The sequence below is a fragment of the Tardiphaga alba genome, from assembly GCF_018279705.1.
In the GTDB taxonomy this organism is placed as follows: domain Bacteria; phylum Pseudomonadota; class Alphaproteobacteria; order Rhizobiales; family Xanthobacteraceae; genus Tardiphaga; species Tardiphaga alba.
The window spans coordinates 5,681,134-5,707,000 of record NZ_CP036498.1; the positions used below are offsets into that span (position 1 = coordinate 5,681,134).

General features: G+C 61.1%; 21 protein-coding genes and 4 pseudogenes. 12 read left to right on the forward strand and 13 right to left on the reverse strand.

The annotated features are described in order from the left end of the window. Positions 1–367: 367 nt before the first annotated feature. From RPMA_RS27040 to RPMA_RS27050, 3 genes are read right to left on the reverse strand one after another with little or no spacing between them, the layout of a single operon-like run. Positions 368–1,729 carry a PepSY-associated TM helix domain-containing protein gene (locus tag RPMA_RS27040; protein WP_211910771.1) on the reverse strand — a complete coding sequence of 454 codons (1,362 nt, stop codon included), beginning with the start codon at positions 1,727–1,729 and terminating at the stop codon, positions 368–370. Between the two features lie 18 nt (positions 1,730–1,747). Next, positions 1,748–3,925, reverse strand: coding sequence for a TonB-dependent receptor family protein (locus RPMA_RS27045; protein ID WP_211910772.1), 2,178 nt, complete (start codon positions 3,923–3,925; stop codon positions 1,748–1,750). Between the two features lie 51 nt (positions 3,926–3,976). Beyond that, a complete protein-coding gene (locus RPMA_RS27050; RefSeq protein WP_211910773.1) occupies positions 3,977–4,360 on the reverse strand; it encodes a hypothetical protein in 384 nt (127 codons plus the stop codon). 607 nt (positions 4,361–4,967) lie between these two features. Between RPMA_RS27050 and RPMA_RS27055 the strand changes: the two genes are divergently transcribed. From RPMA_RS27055 to RPMA_RS27065, 3 genes are all read left to right on the forward strand, one after another. Continuing rightward, the gene (locus RPMA_RS27055) at positions 4,968–5,210 is read left to right on the forward strand and encodes a hypothetical protein (RefSeq protein ID WP_211910774.1); all 243 of its coding nucleotides are present in this window, start codon (positions 4,968–4,970) and stop codon (positions 5,208–5,210) included. Next, complete coding sequence (locus tag RPMA_RS27060) at positions 5,207–5,677, forward strand: hypothetical protein (RefSeq protein ID WP_211910775.1); 471 nt, start codon at positions 5,207–5,209, stop codon at positions 5,675–5,677. The genes RPMA_RS27055 and RPMA_RS27060 overlap by 4 nt, the downstream gene beginning before the upstream one ends. Before the next feature lie 168 nt (positions 5,678–5,845). Then, positions 5,846–6,148 (forward strand): nucleotidyltransferase domain-containing protein, encoded by a 303-nt coding sequence (locus RPMA_RS27065; protein WP_211910776.1) that lies wholly within the window; start codon positions 5,846–5,848, stop codon positions 6,146–6,148. Positions 6,149–6,396: 248 nt separating this feature from the next. Here RPMA_RS27065 and RPMA_RS27070 read toward each other — a convergent pair whose 3' ends face one another. Beyond that, positions 6,397–8,481, reverse strand: a complete 2,085-nt coding sequence (locus RPMA_RS27070; protein ID WP_211910777.1) for a methyl-accepting chemotaxis protein — start codon at positions 8,479–8,481, stop codon at positions 6,397–6,399. A 216-nt stretch (positions 8,482–8,697) separates the two neighbouring features. On the opposite strand from RPMA_RS27070, the gene RPMA_RS27075 reads away from it, so the two are divergent. Then, on the forward strand, positions 8,698–11,820 hold the full coding sequence (locus RPMA_RS27075) for an EAL domain-containing protein (protein ID WP_211910778.1): 3,123 nt from the start codon (positions 8,698–8,700) through the stop codon (positions 11,818–11,820). Positions 11,821–13,287: 1,467 nt separating this feature from the next. On the opposite strand, the gene RPMA_RS28655 is transcribed toward RPMA_RS27075, so the two are convergent. From RPMA_RS28655 to RPMA_RS27090, 3 genes are all read right to left on the reverse strand, one after another. Continuing rightward, on the reverse strand, positions 13,288–13,542 hold the full coding sequence (locus tag RPMA_RS28655) for a ribbon-helix-helix domain-containing protein (RefSeq protein ID WP_211910779.1): 255 nt from the start codon (positions 13,540–13,542) through the stop codon (positions 13,288–13,290). Further along, positions 13,539–13,814 carry a hypothetical protein gene (locus RPMA_RS27085; RefSeq protein ID WP_211913867.1) on the reverse strand — a complete coding sequence of 92 codons (276 nt, stop codon included), beginning with the start codon at positions 13,812–13,814 and terminating at the stop codon, positions 13,539–13,541. The genes RPMA_RS28655 and RPMA_RS27085 overlap by 4 nt, the downstream gene beginning before the upstream one ends. Positions 13,815–14,076: 262 nt before the next feature. Continuing rightward, complete coding sequence (locus RPMA_RS27090) at positions 14,077–14,331, reverse strand: hypothetical protein (RefSeq protein ID WP_211913868.1); 255 nt, start codon at positions 14,329–14,331, stop codon at positions 14,077–14,079. On the opposite strand from RPMA_RS27090, the pseudogene RPMA_RS28725 reads away from it, so the two are divergent. Together RPMA_RS28725 and RPMA_RS28730 are read left to right on the forward strand one after the other, a co-directional pair. Continuing rightward, positions 14,212–15,400: pseudogene (locus RPMA_RS28725) on the forward strand (PAS domain S-box protein); the annotation flags it as partial. The gene RPMA_RS27090 and the pseudogene RPMA_RS28725 sit on opposite strands and share 120 nt — an antisense overlap. Then, a pseudogene (locus RPMA_RS28730) lies at positions 15,374–16,081 on the forward strand (response regulator); the annotation flags it as partial. The pseudogenes RPMA_RS28725 and RPMA_RS28730, both read left to right, overlap by 27 nt. 682 nt (positions 16,082–16,763) lie before the next feature. Here RPMA_RS28730 and RPMA_RS27100 read toward each other — a convergent pair. The 4 genes and pseudogenes from RPMA_RS27100 to RPMA_RS27115 form a co-directional block, all read right to left on the reverse strand. Continuing rightward, complete coding sequence (locus RPMA_RS27100) at positions 16,764–17,015, reverse strand: DUF6894 family protein (RefSeq protein ID WP_211910781.1); 252 nt, start codon at positions 17,013–17,015, stop codon at positions 16,764–16,766. Between the two features lie 439 nt (positions 17,016–17,454). Next, positions 17,455–17,676 (reverse strand): hypothetical protein, encoded by a 222-nt coding sequence (locus tag RPMA_RS27105; protein WP_211910782.1) that lies wholly within the window; start codon positions 17,674–17,676, stop codon positions 17,455–17,457. Positions 17,677–17,792: 116 nt separating this feature from the next. Next, positions 17,793–18,670: pseudogene (gene rpoH, locus RPMA_RS27110) on the reverse strand (RNA polymerase sigma factor RpoH). A gap of 72 nt (positions 18,671–18,742) precedes the next feature. After that, complete coding sequence (locus RPMA_RS27115) at positions 18,743–19,195, reverse strand: Hsp20 family protein (protein ID WP_211910783.1); 453 nt, start codon at positions 19,193–19,195, stop codon at positions 18,743–18,745. A 215-nt stretch (positions 19,196–19,410) separates the two neighbouring features. Here RPMA_RS27115 and RPMA_RS28665 point away from each other — a divergent pair, with 215 nt between their 5' ends. The 5 genes from RPMA_RS28665 (at position 19,411) to RPMA_RS27140 (ending at position 21,800) form a co-directional block, all read left to right on the forward strand. Beyond that, positions 19,411–19,569, forward strand: coding sequence for a zinc ribbon domain-containing protein (locus RPMA_RS28665; RefSeq protein ID WP_408056487.1), 159 nt, complete (start codon positions 19,411–19,413; stop codon positions 19,567–19,569). A 275-nt stretch (positions 19,570–19,844) separates the two neighbouring features. Further along, positions 19,845–20,162, forward strand: coding sequence for a hypothetical protein (locus tag RPMA_RS27125; protein WP_211910785.1), 318 nt, complete (start codon positions 19,845–19,847; stop codon positions 20,160–20,162). A 12-nt stretch (positions 20,163–20,174) separates the two neighbouring features. Beyond that, positions 20,175–20,777 (forward strand): general stress protein, encoded by a 603-nt coding sequence (locus RPMA_RS27130; protein WP_211910786.1) that lies wholly within the window; start codon positions 20,175–20,177, stop codon positions 20,775–20,777. Between the two features lie 6 nt (positions 20,778–20,783). Further along, positions 20,784–21,557 carry a DUF72 domain-containing protein gene (locus RPMA_RS27135; protein ID WP_249225459.1) on the forward strand — a complete coding sequence of 258 codons (774 nt, stop codon included), beginning with the start codon at positions 20,784–20,786 and terminating at the stop codon, positions 21,555–21,557. 18 nt (positions 21,558–21,575) lie between these two features. Continuing rightward, entirely contained in the window at positions 21,576–21,800 is a 225-nt protein-coding gene (locus tag RPMA_RS27140) for a hypothetical protein (RefSeq protein ID WP_211910787.1), read from the forward strand. A 437-nt stretch (positions 21,801–22,237) separates the two neighbouring features. On the opposite strand, the gene RPMA_RS27145 is transcribed toward RPMA_RS27140, so the two are convergent. Beyond that, the gene (locus tag RPMA_RS27145) at positions 22,238–22,597 is read right to left on the reverse strand and encodes a hypothetical protein (protein WP_249225461.1); all 360 of its coding nucleotides are present in this window, start codon (positions 22,595–22,597) and stop codon (positions 22,238–22,240) included. Positions 22,598–23,043: 446 nt separating this feature from the next. Between RPMA_RS27145 and gdhA the strand changes: the two genes are divergently transcribed. Continuing rightward, a complete protein-coding gene (gene gdhA, locus RPMA_RS27150) occupies positions 23,044–24,393 on the forward strand; it encodes an NADP-specific glutamate dehydrogenase (protein ID WP_211910788.1) in 1,350 nt (449 codons plus the stop codon). 152 nt (positions 24,394–24,545) lie between these two features. Here gdhA and hpnE read toward each other — a convergent pair. Then, a pseudogene (hpnE, locus tag RPMA_RS27155) lies at positions 24,546–25,795 on the reverse strand (hydroxysqualene dehydroxylase HpnE). Between the last annotated feature and the right edge of the window lie 72 nt (positions 25,796–25,867).

The following is a 25,867-nucleotide window of genomic DNA, read 5'->3' on the forward strand; positions in this document are numbered from 1 at the left end:
ATAGCCTGGCCGTGCGTCTGTCATGGTGCATCAGAATGTTGGGAATTTGTGCTGTCGTTATGCAGTCGTAGCTGTAACATGGAAGCCTTGAACCGGCGGCGTGGTCTAACCGATTGGCCACTATGGTTGGGGAGATCCTTAGCCATCCTGGTCATCGTCCTGGTGGTCTTTCGGCCTGCTCAACGTTGGCACGGGCTGTATCGCGCAGTTGCCGCAAGGTTAGCAATGCAGCGCCGCGCGTTAGGTCCGCTTTGCGCCACAAGCGAGCATTCGACTTTGGATGGCACAATCGGCGCATAGTGGAGGGTCAACTATGTCATCTTGCCGGATCGTCCGAACCACCGAAGCACGATCGCCTCGACCTTTCTCAAGCCCGATAAAGCAGGTGCCGACGAAACCACCCTGCTCCCGCAATCACTACAACAGAGGCGCCAAAAATCGGGAGAATGACGCCAGCGACTGCTACTGAGCCGACCACGCTTGACGGCCACGGTTTTCCGCCAGACGGCGGCACTCCGATCCGCCCTTTAGGTCGCCTGATCCACCATGAGATGGTTCCGGTAACGCTAAGCCAGGTCAAAGACACCGCCAATGCCGTGTTCAGCCAGAGATTCACGGGCCCAAAATCTCCCTGATGAACGTGGATCCCCACCGAAACCATGCGCGGGATGACCGGCAAGTCTGCATTTCGAAACTCCTTCTCGATGCGACCGGTGGCAGGATCGGCGTGCAAGACGCGATCATCCGCAACGGACGACACGCGGTTCGCGACGAACAAGGGCGCTCCAGGCCAAGGCGACATTTGCACGGTGAGCATGCCACTCACGCCACGTTCTCGGGCCGACTTCACAGCGGCATCGATTGATGCACCGATGTCCATCATCCGCGTTGCGGAGGAACCACCCGGCGAAAATCCAGCGGGACTTTTTTGGTCCAGCGCGACTTGAATCCCGGACAATACTTGACCGCCCCAAAAGCTGGTCCAAGGCAAAGCGCTGATCAGGAAGAAAAGCAACATTCCCGAAAACGCGACGGCGACAATTCCGTGCAGATCGCGAACCATGACCCGAGGACCGGAGTGCAAACGCGGCCACATTGCGCGCCAGAGGCCCCGGCTACGTGGCCACCACAGATACATTCCTGTCACCACCATCACGATGGCCCAGCAGTTGCCAAGTTCCAGAAGCCAGTTCCCGGCTTGTCCGGCGGGCCAACCACCATGCAGCGCCCGTGTAATGCCGGGCAGCCACTGGCCAGAGGTCAACGTTCCCAGAACCTTGCCATCGTATGGATTGACAAAAATGGGGTATGGCAGGCCATCGGCACCCATGAGCATGACAGCCGTGCTTCGCGAGGCATCGTTTGAGAGCTGGATCTGTTGAACGGGACGCGGATCCCTGCTCGCTATCGGCGCAACGTGTCCCGCATGTCCGCCATGATCCTGTTGGACAGACGTCGCGCTTGGCAACACCGCACCCTCCAAGGCAAGCGCCGCAGCCATCTGTTCGCTCGGCGCGATAGATTGGCCTGTTGGCGATACGAAGCGTAGTTCCGGATAGCTGACATCCATCCATTTTTCCGACCATAGATACAGTGTCCCCGTTACACTTTGCCAAAGCACGAACGGGATCACGATGACTGCCGCAAGAAAATGCCAACGCCAGAAGATGGCGTAGAGAGGAGACGTCGCCTTTGCGAGGGCGACGTCCGATTGAGCTTTAGGTCTCATGGCCTGCTTTCGGACGCTCTACATTCGATACCTGATACCGCCATAGATCGCCCGGCCCATGCCTGGATTGAACAGCGCCGAGGATGCCGTAGCGGTACCAGCCGTGATCGTTGTGGAGATGTAGCGGGTGTCGAGCAAGTTTCGTCCCTCGACATAGCCCGACCAACCGATGCCCGCATCGTAGCCGACCTTGAAATTCAGCAACGCATACGGATCGACGGTCAGGCTGTTGGCGTTGTCCGCGAAAAAGGCCTGCGGCATCCATTCGACATTGGGACCGGCGTAGAAACCGTTCGCGTGCTTGTAGAGCACCTCGGCACGGACGTAGTGCGGCGGCGCGCCCGGCAGACGATTATTCCCCCATCGCGCATCGCGGTCGAAGCGGAAATCGCCGTAGGTGTAGGCAACGTTAAACCAGAACCGATCATCCTGCGCGAAGGTCGATTTGAGGAAAGCCAGGCCTAAGCCCGCCTCAACACCTTGATGCACCGTGCGGTCGGCGTTCACGACAGTGCATGGGCTGAACGGCGATGTGGTGAGGCACTGGAATTCGTTACGAAGATTGGTGCGATACAGGGACAAATCCCACGTGACGTCGGAGCGACGGCCGCGTGTACCCACCTCATAAGTGGTGCCGGTTTGCGCATCGACGTTCGAGCTCGCAGGCGATGAGAAACTGTTCACGTCGAATGTGGGGATCTCGGCGTTGCGAGAGATATTGCCGAACACCTGCCAGCCTGGATCGACGTCCCACATCACACCGACTTTCGGGCTGAAGAGATCCCAACTGCGGGTGCCCGACTGATCGCCGTCTGACAGGAAACGGTCCTGCTGCTCACGCGATGCATGGAGGAATTGGCCGCCCGCGACCAGGGCGACGTTCGGCGCCACATAGAACGCGTTCTCCGCATAGGCGGTCACGTTGTTCGACTTCCAGAGATTGGAAGACGCAAGAGCGCCCTTCACCGCGCCGGTGAGATTCTGATACTGAATGATATCGATCGTTCCGTTCAGCACGTTGACGCCGGTCGTCAGGCGGTTTCGGAATCCTCCGATATATCTTTCGTCTGTGGCGCGGACGAAGCCGCCGTAATCCTGGGCAGTGAAGTCAAGCCACTGGTAGATCGGATGCATGACGTGGCGTGAAAGGCCGAAGATTCCGAAGTCGACCATCGTATTGCCGAAACGCAGCGTCGTCTTGTTCGCAAGCCGGATCGTATCGATGTTGCGCTGCTGATCCTGCCGCACGAACTCCGAGTCCGCGGCGCGCGGATTGGTCAACGCAGCAGTTTTCGTCACCTCTCCCGGTATCTGCGCTCGCCACCGGCCCGCATTGATGTAGAAGCGGGTCTCGGCGTCTGGCGAAAACCGGTAGCCGAAATTGGCATTCAAACGCTCGGTGTCGGTGCGGCTATGTTCGCGATAGCCGTCCTCCCGCTGCGCGGATGCGGTGATGTAATAGTCCGCCGGTCCCGATACCCCGGCTGTGCTGGTTTGGGTCTTCACGTACCCGTAGCTTCCGCCATCGATCCGCGCCTCGAAGGCTGGCGCATCGCGTCCTGTCGGCATCACGAAATTGATGGCGCCTCCGAGCGAATTAGCGCCGTAACGCAGTGCGTTGGCGCCCTTATAGACCTCCACGTAACGGTAGACAGTTGGATCCACCTCGAACAGGTCGAACAGGCCGTCCGATGTGTTCAGCGGAATGCCATCCATGAAGATGTTGATGCCGCGGTTCCCATAGCTTCGGGACAGTCCTGAGCCACGGATCGATACCCGACCGTCGGGCCCCCAGCGGGTCTGGACCAGCACGCCCGGCACCCAGCCAAGGATGTCCTTTACGGTGTTCGCCGGTCCGTTTTTGAACTCGGTGTCCGAAACGACGGCAACGCCGCCCGGGGTCTGATTGACCTCCCGCAGCGCTTGCTGCGCCGTCAGAACGGTAAGCGCTCCGGCTGGCGCGACGCCTTCCGCCCCGAGCGTTGGCGCAGCCGGAGCCTGGACGGCCCTTCGAACGGCTCGGGACGCCCCCGTGGATGATCGCGCCGCACGGAGCGGCTTGGCGGCCGGCGACGCGACGGGCGCATCGACCGTGACGGCAGGCAGATTGGTTTGCTGAGCACACGCGAAGCCGGGCACGGCGGTAGCTACGGATGCCAGCAATATGCCGCGCACCCGTCGAGAAACGGAAAGCATGGGAAGACCCCAACGAATTGAACGAAATCGGTTGCAGTTAGTCGCGAACGATCAGGTCAGAGGCGGGGGCGCTCTTGCTTGATGGCTGGAATATGGAGCCTCGATCATCGAAGCGGTTTCGACCTTTGTCTCAAGGTCGAGTGCGACGGCGAAGCGGAGAACCGTCAGAACGACGTGGGATGGCGGGACGCCTGGCGCATGATTGCCGACGCACAATGGGCAACGGACACCCGATTTGGCCGGAACCTTCCCGGTCGCACCATCAGGCGCAACCGTCTCCGGATGGCTGACGCAGATTTCCGCTCCCGATGCGAACGCTGCGGGGGAAACGGTCGCCAGCACAAAGCTTGAAATGATGACATGTAGAACCAGCGCATAGGCAGCCACCAAGGACGCCAGTGCTCCAGATCGACGTTTTGCCATCAGGTGTTTCAAGAGGACCCCCGCTCCTCTTTTACCATTTACCGCTTCCAGAGCAAACGGGACCGGAGCGCGTTCGGCACCGCGCAGCCTATCAGACGCCGGGGGAAGCCCGTGACAGGGCTGCTCGCCAGCCGAGGCGCCGACGCCCGAGCTCCGCCAGTCTCCAGGCCTTTTCTCCCGATGACAACAGCATCAAAACCGGCCGTCCCGCTTGTTTACTTGCCGCGCCTTCGTCGCCTGAGTGGCACGCCAAAGCCGAATGTCGGAGGCATTGACAATAGTATGTAAATTACGTATTTTAGTGCGGGAGGTTTCAGTATGAGGATTTTCCGTTCTTCCGATCTCCAGAGAAACATGGCGGACGTTCAAAGAGCCGCGATGCTCGAACCTGTTGTTTTGAGCTATCATGAAAAGCCACGGTTCGTACTCATGACGATCGAGGATTATGCCCGGTTAGGCGGGATCATGGACACCGACCGGCCGGTTCGAAAAGCTACAAGCTAATGCAGACTTCTGGCGCAAAACCAACTCCGGGCCTTCCGTCGCCGTGACAACGGCTTCTTGCCGGAGATCATCATTAAGACCGTCTCACGCGGTTCTTAGTTATCAAGGAAATCCCATGACGCGCACCGTGGAAATTAGCGAAGACGCATTTGAGATCGCCAAGCGAACCGCCGCGATCGATGACGTAGACGTAGCGACACTTCTTGAAAACCTTGTTAGGAGTCGTGCAGAATATCTCGAGACGCTGTCCGACGTTGCGTCGCACATGCCGCGCTTTAGCTTGGACGACTACGAAATGCAGCGCGACCCCGGCGAAACGGACGAGGAATACGAACGGCGGAAGAGCCTGTTCCGTTGACTTCGGTCCCGTTGAAGTTTGGCGATTTCGTCTGGACGCTTTTTCCCTTCGATGATGCTCCCGAGATTCCCGGCCCGTTGCCTCACGCCGCATGCGTGATTTCAGTTTTCAAAACGCGAGAGGCTTCGCGCATCACGACCGCAAAGGTTCCGTCACAGGGGTTGGTGGTTGGCGTATACACGTCATCTCAAATCGGTAAATTCGGTCCCAGGCTGCCCATCGGGGTAATTCAGGTGTCGAAGGAGCGAGCTACCCTAGCCGGACAGCGGAAGCCCTTCTTCATCGATGTAAGAAAGCGTGCGTTCATCCCGTTCACGCGCGAGTTCTTTCCCCGTATCGACGAGCCGCGCCACGGCATCATCGGTCCAGCCGACAAGACTTTGGCTAAGGAGATATTCCGTCAATTCCAATTGGTGAACGAGCGTTATTCGGAATCGATACTCAACCTAGGCCCTCTCCGTCCTTGAGAGGAGCCGCAAAACGGGTGAAACGAGCCTTACTAATTCCTGCTTGGTCGGCGCGGTCCCGGTCGACCTTCATTGCAGGGTGTCGATGGCGGAGGTTCCGGCAGGTCCGATTTTGAAGCTTGCCGACGAAGTGATTATGTTCCCCCGGCAATAGGGACGCGGCGAGCGATGAAACCTTCGATCGCACTTCGCAAGCATCACCAAGCCACATTGGCCATGGCCGCTCGGCACGCATTGCGCGACGTCCGCGTTTCGCGGTCTGTTGCGCGAGGCCACGATCTTGAAGACAACGACCTCGATCTGCTCGTCGAGCCGACGCCTGACGTGACCACGTTGTTCCACATCGTAGATTTCCAGCAGGCCGTCGAAGAGCTATTGGGCGTTTCGGTCGACGTCCGAACCGTGGAGGATATCAACGAAAGATTCAGGCCGCTCGTTGCGTCCGAAGTCACGGCTTTGCCTTTCGGATGACGGCTGAGAATGAGAAGTTTACGCTGCAGGAATTTCCGCATCACGCGTGATCGAAGACACGGCCGAAATCGAGAAAGAGCATTTTCTTTCTCAGGACCGACACGGACGGACAGGTTGGGTCTTCGACCGTGCCTCTCCCGCCATCGTCCTGCGGCGCTCCGGGCAGACCGGTGCCCACGCCTCAGGTCACCTAGCGAAGTCGGTGACGCGATCATGCGTCCGCTCGATCGCCCCCGGCTACAACCGCTCTAGGCCGCCCGCACCGCCGACAGGAACTGATTGACCTGATCGGTCAGATCTCTGGATTGCCGCGACAGCCCCTCCGCGGCGTTCAACACCTGCGCCGCCGCCGCGCCGGAAACGTCCACCGCCTGCCTGACGCCTGCGATGTTCGTGCTCACCTCACGCGTCCCTCGCGCAGCTTCCTGGACGCTGCGGGAAATTTCCATCGTCGCGGATCCCTGCTCCTCGATCGCGGCCGCGATCGCGGAGCTTATCCGGTTCATCTCCCCGATCACGTTGGCGACGTCCTGGATGGCCGAGACGGTATGATTGCTGGCCGACTGGATCGACGTCACCTGTTCCGCGATGTCCGTCGTCGCCCTCGCCGTCTGTTCCGCCAGAGACTTCACCTCCGAAGCGACGACGGCAAAGCCTCTGCCGGCGTCGCCTGCACGGGCCGCCTCGATGGTGGCGTTCAAAGCCAAAAGGTTGGTCTGCGCAGCGATGCTGTTGATCAGCGTCACCACGTCGCCGATCCGTTTCGCGCCATCCGCAAGCGACAGCGCCGTTTCGCCGGTCTGGCGCGCGTTCTCCACGGCGCGTGCCGCGATATCCGCCGACTGAGCGACCTGGCGCCCGATTTCGGTGATCGACGACGACAGCTCCTCCGTCGCGCTCGCGACCGACTGAACGTTCCCGGATGTCTGATCAGAGGCGCCTGCGACCACCACGGCCTGGCTACCCGCGGTCTGCGCGGTAGCCTCCATGGATCGTGCCGTATCCTCCATGGCGCCCGAAGCGCGCGACAGTCCGCCGACAAGCTCCTGGATCGCCACCTCGAATGTAGATGTCAGCTTCTCCAACATCTTCGCCCGACCTGCCTTGGCTTCGCTATCCGCCGCCTTGTCCGCGGCCAGCCTTTCGGCGTCCATCATGCTCGTCTTGAACACCTCGACCGCCGCCGCCATGGCCCCGATCTCGTCGTTTCGACCGGCGCTCGGGACCTCGCCGGCGAGATCGCCTCCGGCCAGTCGCGACATGCTCGCAGTGAGGTCCACGATGGGCTTGCAGATCCGTCGCCGCACCATCACGACGACTGCGACATCCGCTGCGGCAAGAATCGCGAGACCACAGAGGGCCAGGATCAGACCGAAGCCGGCAGACGAGCGCGCCTCTTCCAGCACCTGCTCCGCATTCGCGTAGAAGGCGTCCCGGACGTCGATGATCGCGCCGAGGCCTTTCTGGGACTCGGTGTAATACGTGTCGACGTCGTGCTCGAACTTGCCCGTCGCCGCGCCGTCCTTCACCATCTTCAGTTCCTTGCCGAACCTATCGACGTAGGCCGCATTCATCTTATCGAGGGCGGCGGACACGTTGGCCGGCGTCGTCGCGACACCGCGCAGCGCCTGCAGGGACGCCAGTATCTGGTCCGAACGGCCCTGGATGCGACTGAGCTCCAGCCGCTCCGCATCGGTCGCCGGCCTGCCGGAGCCGACCACGTTCTTGTGCAGGCTCGCGTTCAGACCGCCGACGTCTCGGAGCGTCCAGGAGATGTTCGCCAGACTGGCCTGGCGGTAGGCATCGCCGTCAAGCTTTGCGATCCTACGGACCTGCTCGTCCAGGAGAGCAGTGACGGCGTTGTTGAACACGGCGTTGTCCGCCACGATCTTGCGGCCGGCATCCTTGCGGGCGTCGGCCGGGCCGTCCATCGCCTTGTCCATGGCCTCCCGCAACGTAACGAATTTGGCATTCAAGGCGTCGATCTCGTTCGCGATACGCGCGCCGTCAACGAACGGACCCGGAAGTCCCTTACGAAGTTCCAACATCTTGGCGCGCGCGCCGTCCGTCTGCTTGCGGTATCTGTCGATCAGCTCCGCCTTCGCCTTCGGATCGATGGTGGCCGGCCCGTACAGGATATTGGTGGCGAAGCCCCGTTCCGAATTCAGGTAACGCGGAATGTCGCCGACGGAGCGGACGATCGCCAACCGCCCTTGCGCTTCGTGCACCCGGTCGAGAGCGGCGTACTTCGTGCCAGCGACGTAGAGGGCAACGCCTCCACCGACTACCGAGAGAGACACGACGGCGACCGTGAGCAAAGTGCTGATCTTCATTTTCGACCGAATGCCTTATTGGTTAATGCATGGCGAACGTATGCCGCTCCCCTTAATTCGAGGTTTAGCTTCGGCACCTGCCTACGATTTAATCAGCTGTTCACCAGCGTAGACGGTCTCGACGATAGAGCCTTGCCGGTGCGCGGGCGTTGATCACTTCCGCAACTTTCGCGTCATAACCTTTTACCGACCGCAAACATCGCGTTCGGAAGGCTGATGATCCAAACGTTGAGGAAGACGCTCTTGCCACTGGGCGAGACGAGCATACGGAAGAGCCCGGCGCTGTGTCTGGCCTTGGCGGGACTCGGGTTGCTGGCCACCATCACATGCGCGACGGTGTCTCTCATCGACCATTTCCGCGAACGCGCGCTGCTTAGTGCGGAGCGGGAGTTGTCCAGCACCGTCCGGATGCTATCCCGCCATTTCGACGAACAATTCGCGGATTCGGCGACGATCGCTTCCGACCTGATCCGGAGGCTCGACATTCCCGGGTTGGGCTCGGCCGATCAGCTCCGATCGAGGCTGTCGGGCGAAAATGCCCGCGCCATGATGCGATCGCGAGGTATCTCGTACCTCGGAGACGTCTCCATATTCGATATCGACGGCAACATGGTCAACTGGTCCCAGATGTCGCCCGTGCCGAAGCTGAACGTTGCTCAGCGCGGATACTTCAAGCGCTTCACGACCGATCCCTCCGCGCCCGACGTGCTGACCGAGACCGCCCCGAGCCTTCTGACCGGCAAGTGGCACATGATCATCGCGCAACGGCTGCGAGGCATCGACGGGATCTTCGTCGGCGTGCTTGTCCGCCGGATCGACCTGCGGCAATTCGAGCGGTTCTTCGGCTCGATCACTCCTGGGACTGACAATGCGATCAGTCTTTTCGGCTCGGATGGCACCCTGCTGGCGAGGCATCCCGCGGCTCCGGAAGCAGTCGGCAGGAAATTCGGCACTGCACCGCTGTCGCTGCTGCGCGCCGATCGCCGGACCATCAGAGGCCGAGGAGCGCTGGACGCCGCGGAGCGCCTGGCCGCCGGCGTTCCACTCCAGCATGTGCCGGCGACCGTCGTTGCCAGCAAGACCGTGGAGGCGGCGCTCGAGGACTGGCAGCTTCAGACCCGCGCGACATTGACGGTCGCGGCCTTGACGGCGCTTGCGGTCGCTATGGTTCTGGTCTGGATAATAGTGCAGATCCTGCGCGATGGCCGGGAGAACCGACGCAGTCTGGAGGCGGAACGTGAGCGTCTGGACACGGCTCTGAACAACATGATTCAGGGCTTGGTAGTCTACGACAAGAATGGCCACGTCGTCTCGGTCAACCGCAGTTTCTTCGAGATGTTCGGCCTCGACCCTGCCGTTTCCGTCATCGGATGGCATTTCAGAGAATTGGTCGATGAACGGAAGCGTCTGGGACACTTTCATGGTGACGCGACCGCTTTCTGTACCGAAGTACAGCAAGCCATCGCCGCCGGTCAGGTCGTCCGGATGGCGAGCGTGACCACCGACGGCCGTTCGTATCTGGCCCACAACAGGCCGCTGCGCGACGGTGGCTGGGTATCTACGATCGAGGACACGACAGAGCGTATGCAGATCGAACATGAACGCGACCGTAACCTGGCGTTCGTCCATGAGATCATGGACAACATCCCCGCGTTGATCACCGTGAAGGACGCCGGCACCCGAAAGTATCTCCTCGCTAATCGGAACGCCGATCGCTACTTGGGCCTGACCGGCGCCGAGATAGTCGGGCGAACCATATCGGATCTGATGCCGGCGAGCGACGCGGAGGCTGTCTCCGAAATGGAAGACCGTCTCGTCCGGTCGGAAAAGAGCGTGGTCCGAAGCGAGCGGCGTTTCCGGGGACCGGACGGAAAGACGCATTTCCTGAATTCGACCCGCGTGGCCATCCGGGATGCCGATGGGCAGGCGCGCTACATCGTCAGCGTGTACGAAGACGTGACCGAGCGGAAACTCGCGGAAGACCGCATCGCGCATCTCGCACACTACGATGGACTGACCGACCTTCCGAACCGGGTGCTTTTTCGCGCTCAAATGGAAGAGTTGTGGAACGACACCGGGGATGACCGTCGTAACGCCCTCCTTTACATCGACATCGATGGATTTAAAGACATCAACGATACTCTGGGGCACGACGTCGGCGACCGTTTCCTACAGCAAATCGCCGCTCGTCTGCGCAGCTGCCTCGGCGCCGACGACCTGATATCCAGACTCGGCGGCGACGAATTCGCGATCGTCAAGCGCCACGCCGGCTCGCGCGAGGAAGTCCTCGATCTCGTCTCCGAGCTCCATAGGCGATTGCGCGAGCCGTTCGATGTCGCTGGTCATCGGTTATCCAGCGACGCGAGCGTCGGCATTGCGATCGCCCCCGACGACGCCCGCGACATCGACGAGTGGGTCAGACATGCCGATCTCGCGATGTACGCCGCCAAATCGGACGGGCGGCGGACCCACCGCTTCTTCGAGACCCATATGACGGAGCGAGCGCGCGCTCGCCTCATTCTGGAACATGATCTGCGGGAAGTGATCGCAAACGGCGGACTGGAACTACATTATCAACCCATCGTGGATGGGAGCACGGGGGCCTTTGTTGCCTGCGAGGCTCTTGTGCGATGGCGCCATCCGGTCCGTGGGATGATATCGCCCGCCGAATTCATTCCGGTCGCCGAAGACGCCGGTCTCATTGCCGATCTGGGGGAGTGGGTGCTTCGGACCGCCTGCGCGGAGGCGTCGTCATGGCCTCCAGAAGTCCGCCTCGCAGTCAACGTATCACCTCTGCAATTCAGATCGGCTTTGTTCGCCTTGACAGTCACGTCGGCCTTAATGTCGACCGCCTTCAGTCCGAGCCGTCTCGAAATCGAGGTCACAGAAGCCGTTCTGATCAAGGACGATGACGTCGCTCTCAGCGTTCTGCACCGCCTGCGGGAGATGGGCGTCGCGATCGCACTGGATGACTTCGGAACTGGTTACTCCTCGCTGAGCTATCTGCGTCGTTTCCCCTTCGACAAGGTCAAGATCGACCGATCGTTCGTAGCGGATCTGGAAACGCCGGGATCCGCTTCGATCGTGCGGGCGGTTCTAAGCATCGCCGCGGCCTGGGGAATGACGACGACTGCGGAAGGCGTGGAGACCGAGAGGCAGCGTGAGATGCTCCGCGAATTGGGATGCGACCAGATGCAAGGCTACCTGTTCGGACGCCCGGTCTCCGCGGCCGTCATCGCTGAGCTGCTCGGCGCAGGCCGGGTCTCTATAGAGCAGACAAGGCGCAGGCATAGCCCCCTCGTCGGCACACAAGCCCCTCAGGGGGGAAAAAGTAGCTGATACGTCTAGAGGCACCGACCTGACTTGGTGGGCCTGGGCAATCCCGGTATGAGAAACAGCGGATCAGGCATAACAACATGCAGCAGATCCAGCATCAACACGATGGTCAAACATGATGCCTAGAAGGAGGCCTGCCTCAAATTGAGCTTAGGTCGCCACAAAGTGTGTTGAGCAGAATACTTTTACGGATCAACCTTGGCGAGCTGCTGAATTATAAATCCGCTTTTAGTTGTTGTGTCACTCGCTGTCAGGGCAGGCAATCAAATCTTTGATGACAACGCGAACGCTTCAGATCGGTCCGAGGAATACGAGCATCACCGTTGAAGATGAGTTCGGGCCCCCTTGGAGCGGATCTCGGTGGAGGCGCGCACCGGTATCAGAAACATAATGATCGGCCCCGCCGCTGGTCGCTGTCGCTTTAGCCGCTATCAGCGCGGATGTATGCCTGAAGATGCAAGGCATCGGTCCTAGTAATCCGATGGACGACGTTGCTGAATCGATGAAACAAGTGGCGCGCGACTTGGCGCAACTGCCTTCGCCGCTGCCCGTGAGGTTTTCCGGTAGCAGTCGCTGAGTATAAGAAGCGCGCAGGGCTGAGTCTCGGCATACACGCCGTCGCTCCAAGCTTGTCGCCCGCTACGTCCTATGTTTTCGCTCGATCGCGCCGGAAGCAACATAGTCGGCTCGAACCTGTCGTACGCCCGGAAAGGTCAGTCCGAGGGAGACTGCCCGCTTCCTGACAGAGCCGGTAGCTCTCCCGAGCGCAGCGCTGGCTCGCATCAAGGTCGCGCCCTTAGCCGCCAGTTCTCGTAGCCGATCATCTTCTTCGGGCTTCCAGCCGCCAAGTGCCATGCGGACATCATACCCCAGGCTCGACCAACAATCGAGTCAGGCAAGCGGCCCGGCCGCGTGGGCGTCACCGGACCGCCAGGCGATTGGCACGCATCCGCTGGGGTGGACGGCGCGCTTCGCAGAAAGGCTACGACTGAAAGGCAGAAAGGCTCCCGGGAGTCGATTTTTCTCTGACCCGATACCTTCAAAATTTACGCCCTTCCCGACCAAAGCTGATATCAGAAGGGAATGCCTAATAGAGTTAGCTATCTAAAAGCTCGATATTGCCGCGCGGTGCTGAGGACGGCGCGGAATAGTCCGGAAGATGATGCCCGTCGACTGGTCCATGCCTTAGCCACGGAAACACCTACGGCGGGCACCTCTCCCGCGATCGGTCGTGCCGAAGGTCTGGCGTTGGCCGGACTGGTGAAGATGGCAGAACGTGTTCAGGATCGCGGCCCGGCCTCGATTGCGAGCCATTGGGAAGAAATCAACGCCTTGCTCGAACGCTGGATCGCTGAGGCTGCCCTTCAGATCGACAAGTAAATCGGTGGTGTTCTGAAAATACTTCGCATCCAAGTGGACCGAGCAGTTCGACGACGGGCGGCGCATTCGCGTCCTACCCATCATGCTGCGTCAAGAGCCGTCAGCCTGTCCCGGGTTCCGATAGTGTCCGAGGACGGACAGGCGCAGCGCAGAGGATACATTGTGCCCTTCGTAGCTCTTCACCACGTCTGCGAGGAACTGGACGACGCTTTGGCCACGGCTGCGCGCCAAGTTCTGCACCTCCGCCCAGAACTCGTTCTCAAGACTAACGCTGGTCTTGCGGCCGCCGATTACAACTGATCGCTTCTTTATGCTGGAGCGTGCGCCGAACGGTCGTGCCATCATTTCTTCTCGCGCCGGACACCTTTGAACTTCTTGGCAACGGTCGTCTTCTTGACCGACTTCTTCTTCGCTGCAGCGGATTTGCCCGATGCGGAGCTTTTCGCCGTCTTCTTGGTCGCAGGCTTTTTCGGCGCTTTCTTGATAGCCATGAATTCGCCGGAGCCCTTCTCTCGCTTGGTCCAGGTGGTCGCGCCGCCCATTGTCGTTTTCGTCTGGCTGCGTTTCTTCACGGCGCCCTTGCGCGCGTTGTCGCCTGTAGGTTTGTTGGTAGCCATCGATCAGCCTCTTGTACTTGCGATAGTTGCGAAACTCGCTTCTTTCATACCGGTTCCATACTACCTAGAAACCATCTATCTCACACCTCTCAAATCCGCCATGCGAGATCATCGCGAAGCCTCCTCGGCTTCGCCGCGGCCTCTACGCGGTGAAGTTCCGCGACGTCTGCGTTGCGACCCAAGGAGCAACAGCCAACAGCCGAACCGCGACCTTGGGTAGTTCAACCTGACCTCTCACGTTGAGGGAGAGCCGACAGTCGGGCTATGCGCCGACACCATGCCGGTCTATCGTACCTTCTCTATGCGCGGACGCTTTATCCGCTGAGGGAACGATATGCTTAAACCCAGACCGTCCCCGTTGAGCGACATTGCGCAGTGTGACCGATTTCAGATCCTGATCGACGCCGTCAAGGATTACGCCATCTACCTGCTCGATGCCGAAGGCTATGTCGCGACTTGGAACACCGGAGCCGAGCGCTTCAAGGGCTATTCGGCGGAAGAAATCATCGGCCAGCACTTTTCCGTATTCTACACGGATGAAGATAGAGCCATCGGTCTACCCGGCCGCGCGCTTGCGACGGCCACAGCGGAAGGCCGCTTCGAGTCGGAAGGGTGGCGTATCCGGAAGGACGGCACCCGCTTCTGGACCCATGTCGTCATCGATCCGGTCTATGGCGCAGCCGACGAAGTCATCGGCTTCGCGAAGATAACGCGCGACATATCGGAAAAGCGCGATCGACGAAGAGTTGCTTGCCAGCGAACGCAGGTTCAAACTTCTAGTCCAGGGCGTCAAAGACTACGCTATTTACCTCCTCGATCCGAACGGCCACGTCACGAACTGGAATGCCGGCGCCCAGGCTATCAAGGGCTACACCGAAGCCGAGATCGTCGGCCGACACTTCTCCGTCTTCTACACCGATGAAGACCGTGCCAGCGGCAAGCCCGCGCTGGCTCTTGCGACGGCGGTGAACAGCGGCAAGTTCGAAGGCGAAGCCCAACGCGTACGCAAATCCGGCGAACATTTCTGGGCTCACGTGCTGATAGACCCGATCCACGACGACACCGGAAAGCTGGTCGGCTTCGCCAAGGTCACAAGGGACATCACCGAGCGTCGGATCGCTCAGGAGGAACTCGATCGTTCCCGTGAGGCGCTGGTGCAGGCGCAGAAGCTCGAGGCAATCGGCCGCCTGACCGGCGGGGTTGCTCACGACTTCAACAACCTTCTCACCGTCATCCGCGTTTCGGTCGATTTCCTTCAGCGGCCGGACCTCTCGGAGGAAAAACGCGCAAGGTACGTGAAGGCGATAGCCGACACGACCAGCAGGGCGACCATCTTGACCGGTCAGCTACTCGCTTTCGCGCGGCGGCAACCCCTTGCCCCGGAAATCTTCGATGTTGCGGAACGATTGCGCGATCTGGATCAGATCATGCGCACTACGGTGGGAGGAATGGTCGAACTGCAAGTGGAGCACCCGGCCGAACGACTCGCTATCGAGGCCGACCCCAGCCAGTTCGAGACCGCCGTCCTCAACATTCTGGTGAATGCCCGCGATGCGATGCCCGACGGGGGCCGCATCTCGATCCGGATCGCCGCCGCCGTCGCGGTCCCCGCGGTGAGAGGTCATGCCGCCGCCAGCGGCAACTTCGTCGCCGTCAGCATCGAGGACTCGGGGACAGGCATGGATCCCGCAACGCTTACGCGGATATTCGAGCCGTTCTTCACGACGAAACCCGTCGATAAAGGTACAGGTCTTGGTTTGAGCCAAGTCTATGGCTTCGCCAAGCAGTCCGGCGGCGAGATTGATGCTACGAGCGAAATCGGTCGGGGCACGACCTTCACGCTCTACCTTCCGCGCTCAGACACGGAAACGCCTTCCAGCACGGGCCGCTCGGGCATATCCTCGAACTCGTCCGCAACCGTCGCACGCCGAATCCTGCTGGTGGAGGACAATCAAACCGTTGGATCCTTTGCGGCCGACCTGCTGCGGGAATTGGGACAATCCGTGCGATGGGTGGGCGACGGTCAGACTGCGCTCGATATTCTTCGCGAGGAGGGTGAATACGATCTGGTCTTCTCCGACGTGGTGATGCCGGGAATGACCGGGATCGAGCTCGCGCGGACGATCCGCGCGGAGTGGCCGGGGATCGAGGTCGTGCTCACCAGTGGCTATAGTCACGTGCTGGCGGACGAAGGCACTCACGGTTTTGACCTTCTCAAGAAGCCCTACTCGATCGAAGGCCTGCTTTCCGCCTTGCGCCGAAAGTGATGGTTGACCGACGCGATCGCTTCGCGAAGCCGGGCCTGGAGGGTCGACGTCAGATATGCGGGGTACGATCCGATAGCGGGACGTTTCCGATAATCAGCAGTCCGCTGCCCGCACTTGGATCTCCAGCGGTAGGTCTTGATTTCCGAAATGACATCTGCAAATTTTTGACATCGTACATCCGCGTCCCGCCATGCCAAAAAATCGGACACCCGCCTGCCCTAAGTGCCAAGCCGCCACCGCGTGGATTCGGTCAATACCGGGCACGCCGGGCTTTGTCGTTCACGCATATGAATGCCCGCGCTGCGGCTTTATCAGCACTCAGATTGAACCGGTTCCGCTAGAACAGGCCGGGGGTGGCTCGAAGGCGATTGAAACCGCCGAGACGATAACCGTGCCGGACCGGCCAAAGAAATTGACCAAGGAGATGCTCGGCGCTTCGGGATACGACGTCCCGCGAAGATGACGTGTGCCGGGCCGGGCACGCCACTGCGACCGATTCACTTGTGTGATGCAAGACGGCCTGGAGGCGCTGTCGGGCTTGCCTAACCTGGCTCCGAATGCCGCAAATCCAACAAGGACGCACAGGCTACATGGCCTGCACCATCGCATGGCCGTCGGGGAGCCAATCGTCGGGAGGCGCGCCGCGCGGCGCGATCAGACGGCGCCGGAGCCAGTGACCCGCTCAGTAAGTTGACCTCCAACTAGGCGGAACCACTTCCTGCCGCGCTACGGTCGCGACGTGACGTCCGTCGGCGTCTTCCAGAGTGATAGCAACTGGCCCATCTGTTGCCCCGACAATTGCTGCTGCAAGCAATTCCCTTAGGCCGAGATGAGCCTCTGTCAAAGCCGCGTCCCGGTCGATGAAATCAGCACCGTAAAGATCGAAGTGCCTGCCGCCTCGATCGTACTCGACGTGTAAACGATAGGTTGGCATGGCAGCTCCTTCTCTCCGAAGATTCTACCGGAGAAACGTCAAAACCTTTGTCTCTTTCCCGACACCAATTGCGTTCTTTTCGCGGAATGTTCGGTGTTCAACGCGCAGCAGCGGTTCCTATTGCGAATGTTCGCAGGCCGGTACTATAGTTGATCGCCGGCAGGGGAGAATTTCAGTCGGAAAAAGTATATTAAGTACCGGCACCAGCCGCCGAGCGCCAATGCCGGCGGCTTTTTGCTGCAGCACGCAAAAGTGGCCTGCTGCCATCGACGGTGAAGGTCCGCTCGAAGGCAAGCCTCGGCAGGACCGTCTTGCGAGTTTGCAGGGGTGGAGAGGATGGCTGCTTCACCGTTTAGGGCGACGGATCACTGGCGCCCTTTCGCTTCTCTCGTTCGGGTCCTGGCCAAAGGGAACTGAACAGACAGTCGTTTTCGTCGAGCTATTCGGAGCCGAATTCAGCAGCAGCGATTTTTGCCGCGACCGTGAGTTCATGCAGGGTACGGCGTCCCGCTTCCGCGCACTCGACGATCTTCTCGCCGATGCGCTTGCGCGCTCCGTGATCCGACCTGAGATTTATCGGGAGACTTTCACAGCCCCGCTCGAGCGCAACTTCCATGTTTGCCTTCGTACGATCGTTGAATGATTCAACAAAGAACATCATCGCCTCTCGCCCGTCGGTACGGCGACCCCCGGCACGGAGCCGCCCTTTCCGTGAGATAAACAAATCGATCGGTGTGTACCACCGCGACCTATGGTGCATCGCAAAAGAGGTATCGATCAGCGATGAAAGGCGGTAGCTCCACCGGAAGATGCAACGGCGCCACGGATCTTCTCTATCGCCCTCTCTTCGATCTGGCGTACGCGCTCCCTTGAGATGCCCATTTCGGCGCCGAGCTCATCGAGAATCAACGGGTGATCGGTGAGCCACCTTGCACGAATGATGCGCTGCTCTCTTAGGGAAAGGCCGCACAATGCCTGTTCGAGCGCTTGCCGACGCCGAGCGCTATCGCTCCGCTCGCGTAGGATTCCTCCACATCCATATCGTGAGTAAGACGGTCCTGCCATTCCATGCCGTCATCGTCGTCATAGGGCAACGTCGCGTTCAAGGATATGTCTCCCTGGAGGCGCCGATTCATGTCAACGACTTCGCTTTCGGGCGCGTCCAGACGTCGCGCGATGCTAGATACATGCTCGGGCAGCATATCGCCTTCCTCGAGCGCCCCTATCTTGCTCTTGAGTCGGCGCAGATTGAAGAAGAGGCGCTTCTGGGAATTGGAGGCGGCGACCCGGACGATCGACCATGATCGCAGAAGGTGTTCGTGGATTGTCGCCTTGATCCACCAGGTTGCATACGTCGCGAGCCGGAAGCCGCGATCCGGGTCAAACTTTTTGACGGCCTGCATCAGTCCGATATTGCCCTCCGAGATGAGGTCGGAGATCGGTAACCCATAGCCGCGATATCGCATAGCGATCTTCGCGACGAGACGCAGATGGCTGGTCACCAACTGGTATGCAGCCTCTTCGTCGCCGTCTTCTCGAAGCTTTCGCCCGAAGAAAACCTCCTTCGGCGTCAGAAGGGGAAAGCGTTTGATCGTGTTCATGTAGCGTGTGAAACCGTCCCCCGTATCCAGGGCGGGAAGAGCCGTGGCGGCCATTGTCGAACTCCGTGATGCGCGTCAAAAGAAAGCCCACGCGCCGAATACAGGCGCGCGGGTTTGGAGCCACCGTCAGGCGGCCTTCGCTTCCAGTTGTTCGAAGCTGCTGCTACCCGGCTGTCCGATCGGAATGCTTCGCGGCTTCATGGCCTCTGGCACTTCACGCATCAGACCGATCCGCAGCAAACCGTTGTCGAAGTTCGCCTCGGTGACCTTGACGTGGTCGGCCAGGTTGAACTGCCGCTTGAAGCCGCGCGCCGAGATTCCCTGGTAGAGCAGATCGCGCTTCTGCTCGTCCTTGCGGCCTTCGACCGTCAAAACGTTCTGCTCGGCCGTCAGGGAAATGTTCTCGGGAGAGTAGCCAGCCAGTGCGAGCGAGATGCGGTAGCGGTCATCGCCGAGACGTTCGATATCGTAGGGCGGAAAGCCCTCCTCATTGGAGCGCTGCGTCGCGTCCAGAAGATCGAAAAGGCGATCGAAGCCGATGCTCGAGCGCCAGAGCGGGGCGAAGTCGTAGTTTCTCATAGCCAAATCCTCCTTTGAGCAAGATGGGTATGAGCAGACGCCGGACACCACCGGCGCCCGCCTCCGTCGGACCCTATGGGCGTCCGACATCCGATATCTAGAAAAACTCGCAGCGCGATTTCAAGGGCCGACCTAAATTTTTTTGAGGCTGCATATCCTTGCGGACTGGGTCGAACCGTGCGTTCCGGATCTGCGGTCGCGCAACCATTCGGTAGTTGTTTTTTTGTCGTGTCTGCAAGGCTGAGAGAGCCGGCGGGATGGCGGTGAAGATCGGTCCGCGCGTCACCTCGCAGGACTGTTCGGCATGCGGGTCGAAGGTAGTGAAGACTTTTGGCGGAGCGGGTCCACCGCTACGCCTGCGGCTCGACGCTTGATCGCGACGTCAACGCGGCGAAGAACGTAAGCAGCGGGCCTTCGCGGCCCACGGGCGCGGCAGGGCGCCCGGGGACGTCAACGTGGGGAATGAGCCCGAGCGTCGTCCCGGAAGCGCGGTGTCCGAAGCGGCTTGGCCGGCTCGGCCCGAACCAGGATATCGCGTGGATTCCGCACGATAATCAGAATGGCCGCTGAATGTTTCATCCTTCAAGGATTGGAACCGGGCGTGTTCGAAGATGTTGGAAGAACCCGTCACCAACATGTGAGGATTTGCATGAAACCGATCTCCAATCTCATCGTAGCCGCCGCTCTGCTCGCGTCCGGAGCCGCTTTCGCGCAAAACCCGCAGGCCAAGGACGGACCGAACAACAACGCCGTCAACACCGAGCAGAAGAACTCCAACGCTCCAGTCGCCGGTCGCAACTCCTTCACCGAGGGCCAGGCCAAGTCGGCCATCGAGAAAGCCGGCTACGGCAACGTGACCGAGCTCAAGAAGGATGACAACGGCGTCTGGCGCGGCAAGGCATCCAAGAGCGGTGTGACGAGCAGCATCAGCGTGGATTTCCAGGGCAACGTGAACGCGGCGAAGTAAGGAAGAAACATCATGACCTCGACCATTTCCCGTCTCTACGACAACTACTCCGATGCCCAGGCCGCCGTGACGAAGCTCGAGGCCGCCGGCGTTCCTCATTCCGACATCAGCATCGTCGCGAACAACTCCGACGGCTGGTTCGACGACAAGAAGGACCGTGACGGCGACGGCGTCGACGACCGTGCCGAAGCGGCAGGTACCGGCGCTGGCGTCGGTGCCGGAATCGGCGGCGCGGCTGGTCTGCTCGCTGGCCTCGGCCTGCTTGCCATCCCCGGTCTCGGGCCCGTCGTGGCGGCCGGCTGGCTGGCGGCGACCGCGGTCGGCGCCGCCGCGGGCGCGGCAACCGGCGGTCTCGTCGGCGCGTTGACGGAAGCCGGCGTCTCGAAGGACGAAGCTCCGCTCTATGCGGAAGGCGTACGCCGCGGTGGCTCGCTAGTGACCGCCAAGGTCGCAGACGGCGACAAGTCTCGTCTGGAAGCCGTGCTGGACACCTCCTCGGTGAACCTGCGCGACCGCAGCGCCGCTTGGCAGAAGAACGGATGGACCGGGTACGATCCGGGCAGCCAGCCGTACGACGCCGAAGAGGTCCGAAAGGAACGGACTTTGTACCGCTGATCCACAATGGCCCGCTTCGGCGGGCCGTTTTTTTGGCAGGACATGATGGGGTGGAGGAAGTTGGTACGCGCGGCACGACATGTGGGAACGGCCGGCTGGTCCGTCCCGGCATCGCGCGCAGGCCTCTTCCCGTCGGAGGGCAGCCATCTGGAACGCTACGCATCACGCCTTTCGGCCGTCGAGATCAACTCGTCGTTTTCGCGATCTCATCGACGGGCAACTTACGAAAGATGGGCACGGACCGTAGAACCTGATTTCAGGTTTTCCGTGAAGGTCCCCAAGGCCATCACGCACGATCGGGGTCTAGTCGATGCCGAAATCCTTTTTCGGGCTTTTGCCGAAGAGGTAGCAGGCCTGGCTGGGAAGCTTGGGGCCGTGCTTGTGCAACTACCGCCAAAACTGGCTTTCGACGCCGACACCGCGAGAGGGTTCTTCGGACACGCTTGCTCGATTCTTGCCGCCGCTGTCGCCGTCGAACCCCGCCATGCAAGCTGGTTCACCCCGGATGCAGACGGGCTACTCAAACGCCTGCGTGTAGCCCGCGTGGCCGCCCACCCCGTGCTTTACGGCGATGGCGAGCCCGGAGGATGGGACGGCTTGATGTACTACCGTCTGCACGGCGCGCCGAGGACGTACTACTCCGACTACGACGAGGCAGCGCTCGATCGCATCGCCGAACAACTGGGGCGGAGCCCCGCAGTTTCCAAATGGTGTATTTTCGACAACACCGCGGCAGGCGCGGCGCTGGGAAACGCTCTGTCGATCGCCGAACGCCTGTAAGACGACGGAAGGTGCAGGATGTCGCGGATTCGTGAATCAGGCTCCAGCCGCGCTTGGATGCGCGACGGCGCCTTCCGTTATCGTATCCTCAACTCTTCTATGAGCTACGGCCAGGCGAACGAAAGCCTAAGATTTTTCGGCGCGCTTGATTTTTGGCAAGAACTGACCGTCCGTCTGCACATGCGGCGCTCATGGTCATCATGGAAACGCGAACGCGACTATCGTGGCTGGTCTTCGGGTTGACAACGCCGTCCTCTTCGGCGCTGGCATTATCATCGTCTTGTTGGTGCGCCCGCTGGCCGAGCATTCGAAATATTTCATTCCGTTAGTCGTCGTCCTCAGTTTCGCCCTGGCATATCCGATCGCGTGGTGGATCGCGCCATGGATGCGAGCCCGCCGAGAGCGACGGTCTTCGACCCGACAGCCTGAAATCTAGCCGGCATCCGGCATGCCTGGACGGCACACAGAAGCCACTGCTCGAGCATAAGCTTCCGACGGAGCTGTCGATGAACTGTGTCACTCATCGGTGTCCCGTGCGATGAGACCCGCCATACGGCATGCGTAGACAGCCAAACCGCGCAGAAGCAAACGGCAACGCGATCCGAACGGTCCGCGTTGCCGCCGGGCATAGGCCGCTGCTGAAGGTCCGTGCGCGTGAGCGGTCACCTATTGTCCAGACGTCACGGGTGGACGGCGATCATCTGGCGTTTTCGTTCGTAGGCCGTCTGGCCGACCTTTCGCTTCCGGGTGAAATGGATCGCGCCACCGCGGCGCGGCGGAGGGCCGTCACCTCCGTCGAGGGTCCGCAGAGCCGCGAGGATGTCGCCAATGCGCACTTGACGGTCGGAGCCGGGGATCTGGCGAAGCCACGGCTTGCCCTCGACAGCGAATGCGTCCGAAGCCCAAGTGGCGAGGATGCATCGCTTCTGCAGGACATCCAAAACAGGATCGGCGAGAACTTCCCGCGGGTGGCTGAAGGTGCTGGCAAGTAGGGAATTCGCGTGGATATCGTCGTAGTCGGACATGGCGGACGTTGTCATGTTTGGCCTCCTTTCTCCTTTCGTTGGGGCGACCGCCATGTGGGAAAAGCCGAGGTCGTGATCAATACCCGCCGAAAGGAATTTCGACGCGCCGACGGCAACTACGTCACGGTCGTCTAATGGTCCCGCCTCCCGCGATCGGACCGAGCGCACCATCGATCGCGCCGCCTTTCCCGTAGACCCCGCTGAAAACGTGTGAGCGGCACGCGCATCGGAGCGTCTGTGTAGATCGGCAGATCCCGGGATTGTCCCTCTGGGCCGTCGGAAGGAACTGAGCGTCCTTCAACGTCTCCGGTCGTTACAGGTTGTTCGCTGACCCGCCGCTTCATCTTCGCGCCTCCACGCCGCAGGGTCGGTGCGGTGTCTGGCTATGGCTTCGTCGTGGATGTACTGTAGTCCAAGAAGCTGCGGGCGGCCGCAAGCTTTGCGACAGGAGTTTTGAGCACGTGCCTCTTCTAGACGAAAAGCTTTCTCCCATTCTGAGCGAGATCGTTCGGCGCAACGCCGGTGACGAGGAGTTCCATCAGGCTGCTCAGGAGGTTCTCGAAAGCCTGGGTTCGGTCGTCGCCCGACACCCCCAGTACCTGGACAAGGCCCTCATCCAGCGACTGTGCGAACCTGAGAGGCAGATCATCTTCCGCGTTCCGTGGGTGGACGATGCCGGAGAGGTCCGGATCAACCGCGGCTTCCGCGTCCAGTTCAACTCGGCGCTGGGTCCGTACAAGGGAGGCCTTCGTTTCCATCCATCGGTAAACATCGGAATCATCAAGTTTTTGGGATTCGAACAGACCTTCAAGAACGCGCTGTCGGGGCTTCCCATCGGCGGCGGCAAAGGAGGCTCCGACTTCAACCCGAGGGGCAGGTCTGACGACGAGATCATGCGCTTCTGCCAGTCGTTCATGACCGAGCTCTACCGTCATCTCGGGGAGTACACCGACGTTCCCGCGGGAGACATCGGCGTGGGCGGACGCGAGATCGGATTTCTCTTCGGCCAATACAAGCGGCTGACCAACCGCTACGAAGCCGGCGCGATGACGGGGAAAGGTCTCGTCTACGGCGGCTCCCGCGCCCGCAAGGAAGCGACGGGCTACGGAGCGACCTATTTCGTGAATAGCATGTTGGCGACGAAGTCGCTCTCGTTCGACGGCAGGCGCGTCGTGGTGTCCGGAAGCGGCAACGTGGCCATCTACGCCATGGAGAAGATCGCCGAATTCGGCGGAAAGATCGTGGCTTGCTCGGACTCGGCAGGATACGTCGTGGACGAGGACGGCGTCGATCTCCAGCTCGTCAAGGAGATCAAGGAGGTCAGACGCGAGAGGATCGAGGAATATGTCCGCCTGAAGGGCTCCCGCGCGCGCTTCATCCAAGGCGGATCGATCTGGGACGTTCCTTGCGACGTCGCCATGCCATCGGCCACGCAGAACGAACTCACGGGCAAGGATGCGGCGACCCTCGTCCGCAACGGCGTCGTCGCCGTCGGCGAAGGGGCCAACATGCCCTGCACCCCCGAAGCAGTGAGAGCGTTTCAGGACGCCGGCATCCTTTTCGGGCCGGGAAAGGCCGCGAACGCGGGAGGCGTGGCGACGTCGGCGCTCGAGATGCAGCAGAACGCTTCCCGCGACAGTTGGACCTTCGACCAGACGGAAGCGAGACTGGCGGCCATCATGAGCGATATCCACGATCGTTGCGCCGAGACGGCCGACGACTACGGCGCGCCGGGCAACTACGTGCTGGGCGCGAACATAGCGAGTTTCGTCCGCATAGCCGAGGCCATGGACGCGCTTGGGGTCATCTGACGGCAGCGCCGACCGGCGACACGGGTGCCTGCCCGGGCGGCGCTTGGGGTCATCTGACGGCAGCGCCGACCGGCGACACGGGTGCCTGCCCGGGCCGCCGCCGGCACAAGGTCGGGCGACGGTCGCGTGAACGCGGATCTCGACACCGCCTTCTAGGCAGGCGGCCCTAGAGCCATGTCGGCGGCGCGGTAGCCGGAGCGGACGGCACCTTCGATCGTGGCTGGCAGGCCCGTATCCGTCCAGTCTCCCGCCAGAAAGAGATTGCCGAAAGCCGTGCGGGTCCCGGGACGTCGAGAGTTCTGCTCCGGAACGGCCGCGAAGGTCGCGCGACGTTCGCGGACGATCTGCCAGGGCGGGAGAGCCGCGTCGATTCCGCAGATCCGCCGAACCTCGTCCCAAAGCGCGGCTGCCAGAACATCCCGGGGCATCCCGTTCAGACGGTCGCCGTTGCTGACCGTGACCGACAACCGATCGTCGTACGTCACCAGCCACTCGACCAGTCCTCCGATGACCCCGACGACCGGTGATTGCCCGGCCGTGGGAGCGATCTTGAAATGAGCGCTGACGATCGTGCGGAATTCGTCGGGCGCGCGGAGATCGGAAATCAGAGGCGCGACGACCCAGGGCGGCGCGGCCATGACGACGACGTCGGTCCGGCCCACGGCGACATTCCCGTCCGCGAAAACCAGGCCTGCGACCCGGCTGTCCCGAAAACCACAGGCCCTCAGAGCATGTCCGTAGCTGATGACCGCTCCGCGGCGCTTCAACGTCGCGACGGCGGGGTCCACCAGGACGCGGCCGAGCCCGGGTCGCGCGACCAGCGGGCGGCACGCTACGCCTCCCGCGACGATACTTTCCCTCAGAACGCTTCCTGCCAGTTTGGCGGAGCCCTCTTCGGGATCGACGTTAAGTGCGGCGAGAAGAAACGGGTGGAGCAATCGATCATAAAGCGGCCCCGTGCAACGCACGACGTCCCGACGCGCCGGTCCTCGCGGTTGGCGACGAGCGGATAAAGCCGAAGATATTCGGCGATGCGGGTATCGGGCACGCGCCGGCGTCTGTCGAAGATCCACGTCGGAAGGCGCCCCCGTCCTAGATCGATGGTCCAGCGTTTCCCCGATCCCAGCTCGACGAACGGCAGTCTGGCGGTGTCGGGTCCGACGAGACCGTCGAGAGTTCCGATGGATCGCGCGTAGGCTAGAACGTCGACGTTTCCGGACAGGATCAGATGGTTTCCATTGTCGATTTCCATCTCCAGCTTCGGGTCGAAATAGGAGCGGCATCGACCGCCGGCCTGCATCGTCGCTTCGTGGATATGCACCGCGTAGTCGTTCTCCGACAGACGCAGGGCGGCGGCGAGCCCCGCCAAACCTGCACCGATCACATGGGCGATCCCCGACACCTCTCATTCCTCCGGGTTGCCCGGCCGCCTTCGTGCGGCCGCGTTTCCTCGAGAATGAAAACTGCGGCCGTA

What these genes read in the sequence shown, in the direction of transcription:
- RPMA_RS27040 (WP_211910771.1), bottom strand. Translation starts at nt 1,729, where the DNA reads ATGAGACCTAAAGCTCAATCGGACGTCGCCCTCGCAAAGGCGACGTCT.
- RPMA_RS27125 (WP_211910785.1), top strand. Translation starts at nt 19,845, where the DNA reads ATGAAACCGATCTCCAATCTCATCGTAGCCGCCGCTCTGCTCGCGTCC.
- RPMA_RS27100 (WP_211910781.1), bottom strand. Translation starts at nt 17,015, where the DNA reads ATGCCAACCTATCGTTTACACGTCGAGTACGATCGAGGCGGCAGGCAC.
- RPMA_RS27045 (WP_211910772.1), bottom strand. Translation starts at nt 3,925, where the DNA reads ATGCTTTCCGTTTCTCGACGGGTGCGCGGCATATTGCTGGCATCCGTA.
- RPMA_RS27055 (WP_211910774.1), top strand. Translation starts at nt 4,968, where the DNA reads ATGACGCGCACCGTGGAAATTAGCGAAGACGCATTTGAGATCGCCAAG.
- RPMA_RS28655 (WP_211910779.1), bottom strand. Translation starts at nt 13,542, where the DNA reads ATGATGGCACGACCGTTCGGCGCACGCTCCAGCATAAAGAAGCGATCA.
- RPMA_RS27075 (WP_211910778.1), top strand. Translation starts at nt 8,698, where the DNA reads ATGATCCAAACGTTGAGGAAGACGCTCTTGCCACTGGGCGAGACGAGC.
- RPMA_RS27140 (WP_211910787.1), top strand. Translation starts at nt 21,576, where the DNA reads ATGTCGCGGATTCGTGAATCAGGCTCCAGCCGCGCTTGGATGCGCGAC.
- RPMA_RS27070 (WP_211910777.1), bottom strand. Translation starts at nt 8,481, where the DNA reads ATGAAGATCAGCACTTTGCTCACGGTCGCCGTCGTGTCTCTCTCGGTA.
- RPMA_RS27130 (WP_211910786.1), top strand. Translation starts at nt 20,175, where the DNA reads ATGACCTCGACCATTTCCCGTCTCTACGACAACTACTCCGATGCCCAG.
- RPMA_RS27115 (WP_211910783.1), bottom strand. Translation starts at nt 19,195, where the DNA reads ATGAGAAACTACGACTTCGCCCCGCTCTGGCGCTCGAGCATCGGCTTC.
- RPMA_RS27105 (WP_211910782.1), bottom strand. Translation starts at nt 17,676, where the DNA reads ATGATGTTCTTTGTTGAATCATTCAACGATCGTACGAAGGCAAACATG.
- RPMA_RS27085 (WP_211913867.1), bottom strand. Translation starts at nt 13,814, where the DNA reads ATGGCTACCAACAAACCTACAGGCGACAACGCGCGCAAGGGCGCCGTG.
- RPMA_RS27135 (WP_249225459.1), top strand. Translation starts at nt 20,784, where the DNA reads ATGGCCCGCTTCGGCGGGCCGTTTTTTTGGCAGGACATGATGGGGTGG.
- RPMA_RS27145 (WP_249225461.1), bottom strand. Translation starts at nt 22,597, where the DNA reads ATGACAACGTCCGCCATGTCCGACTACGACGATATCCACGCGAATTCC.
- RPMA_RS27065 (WP_211910776.1), top strand. Translation starts at nt 5,846, where the DNA reads ATGAAACCTTCGATCGCACTTCGCAAGCATCACCAAGCCACATTGGCC.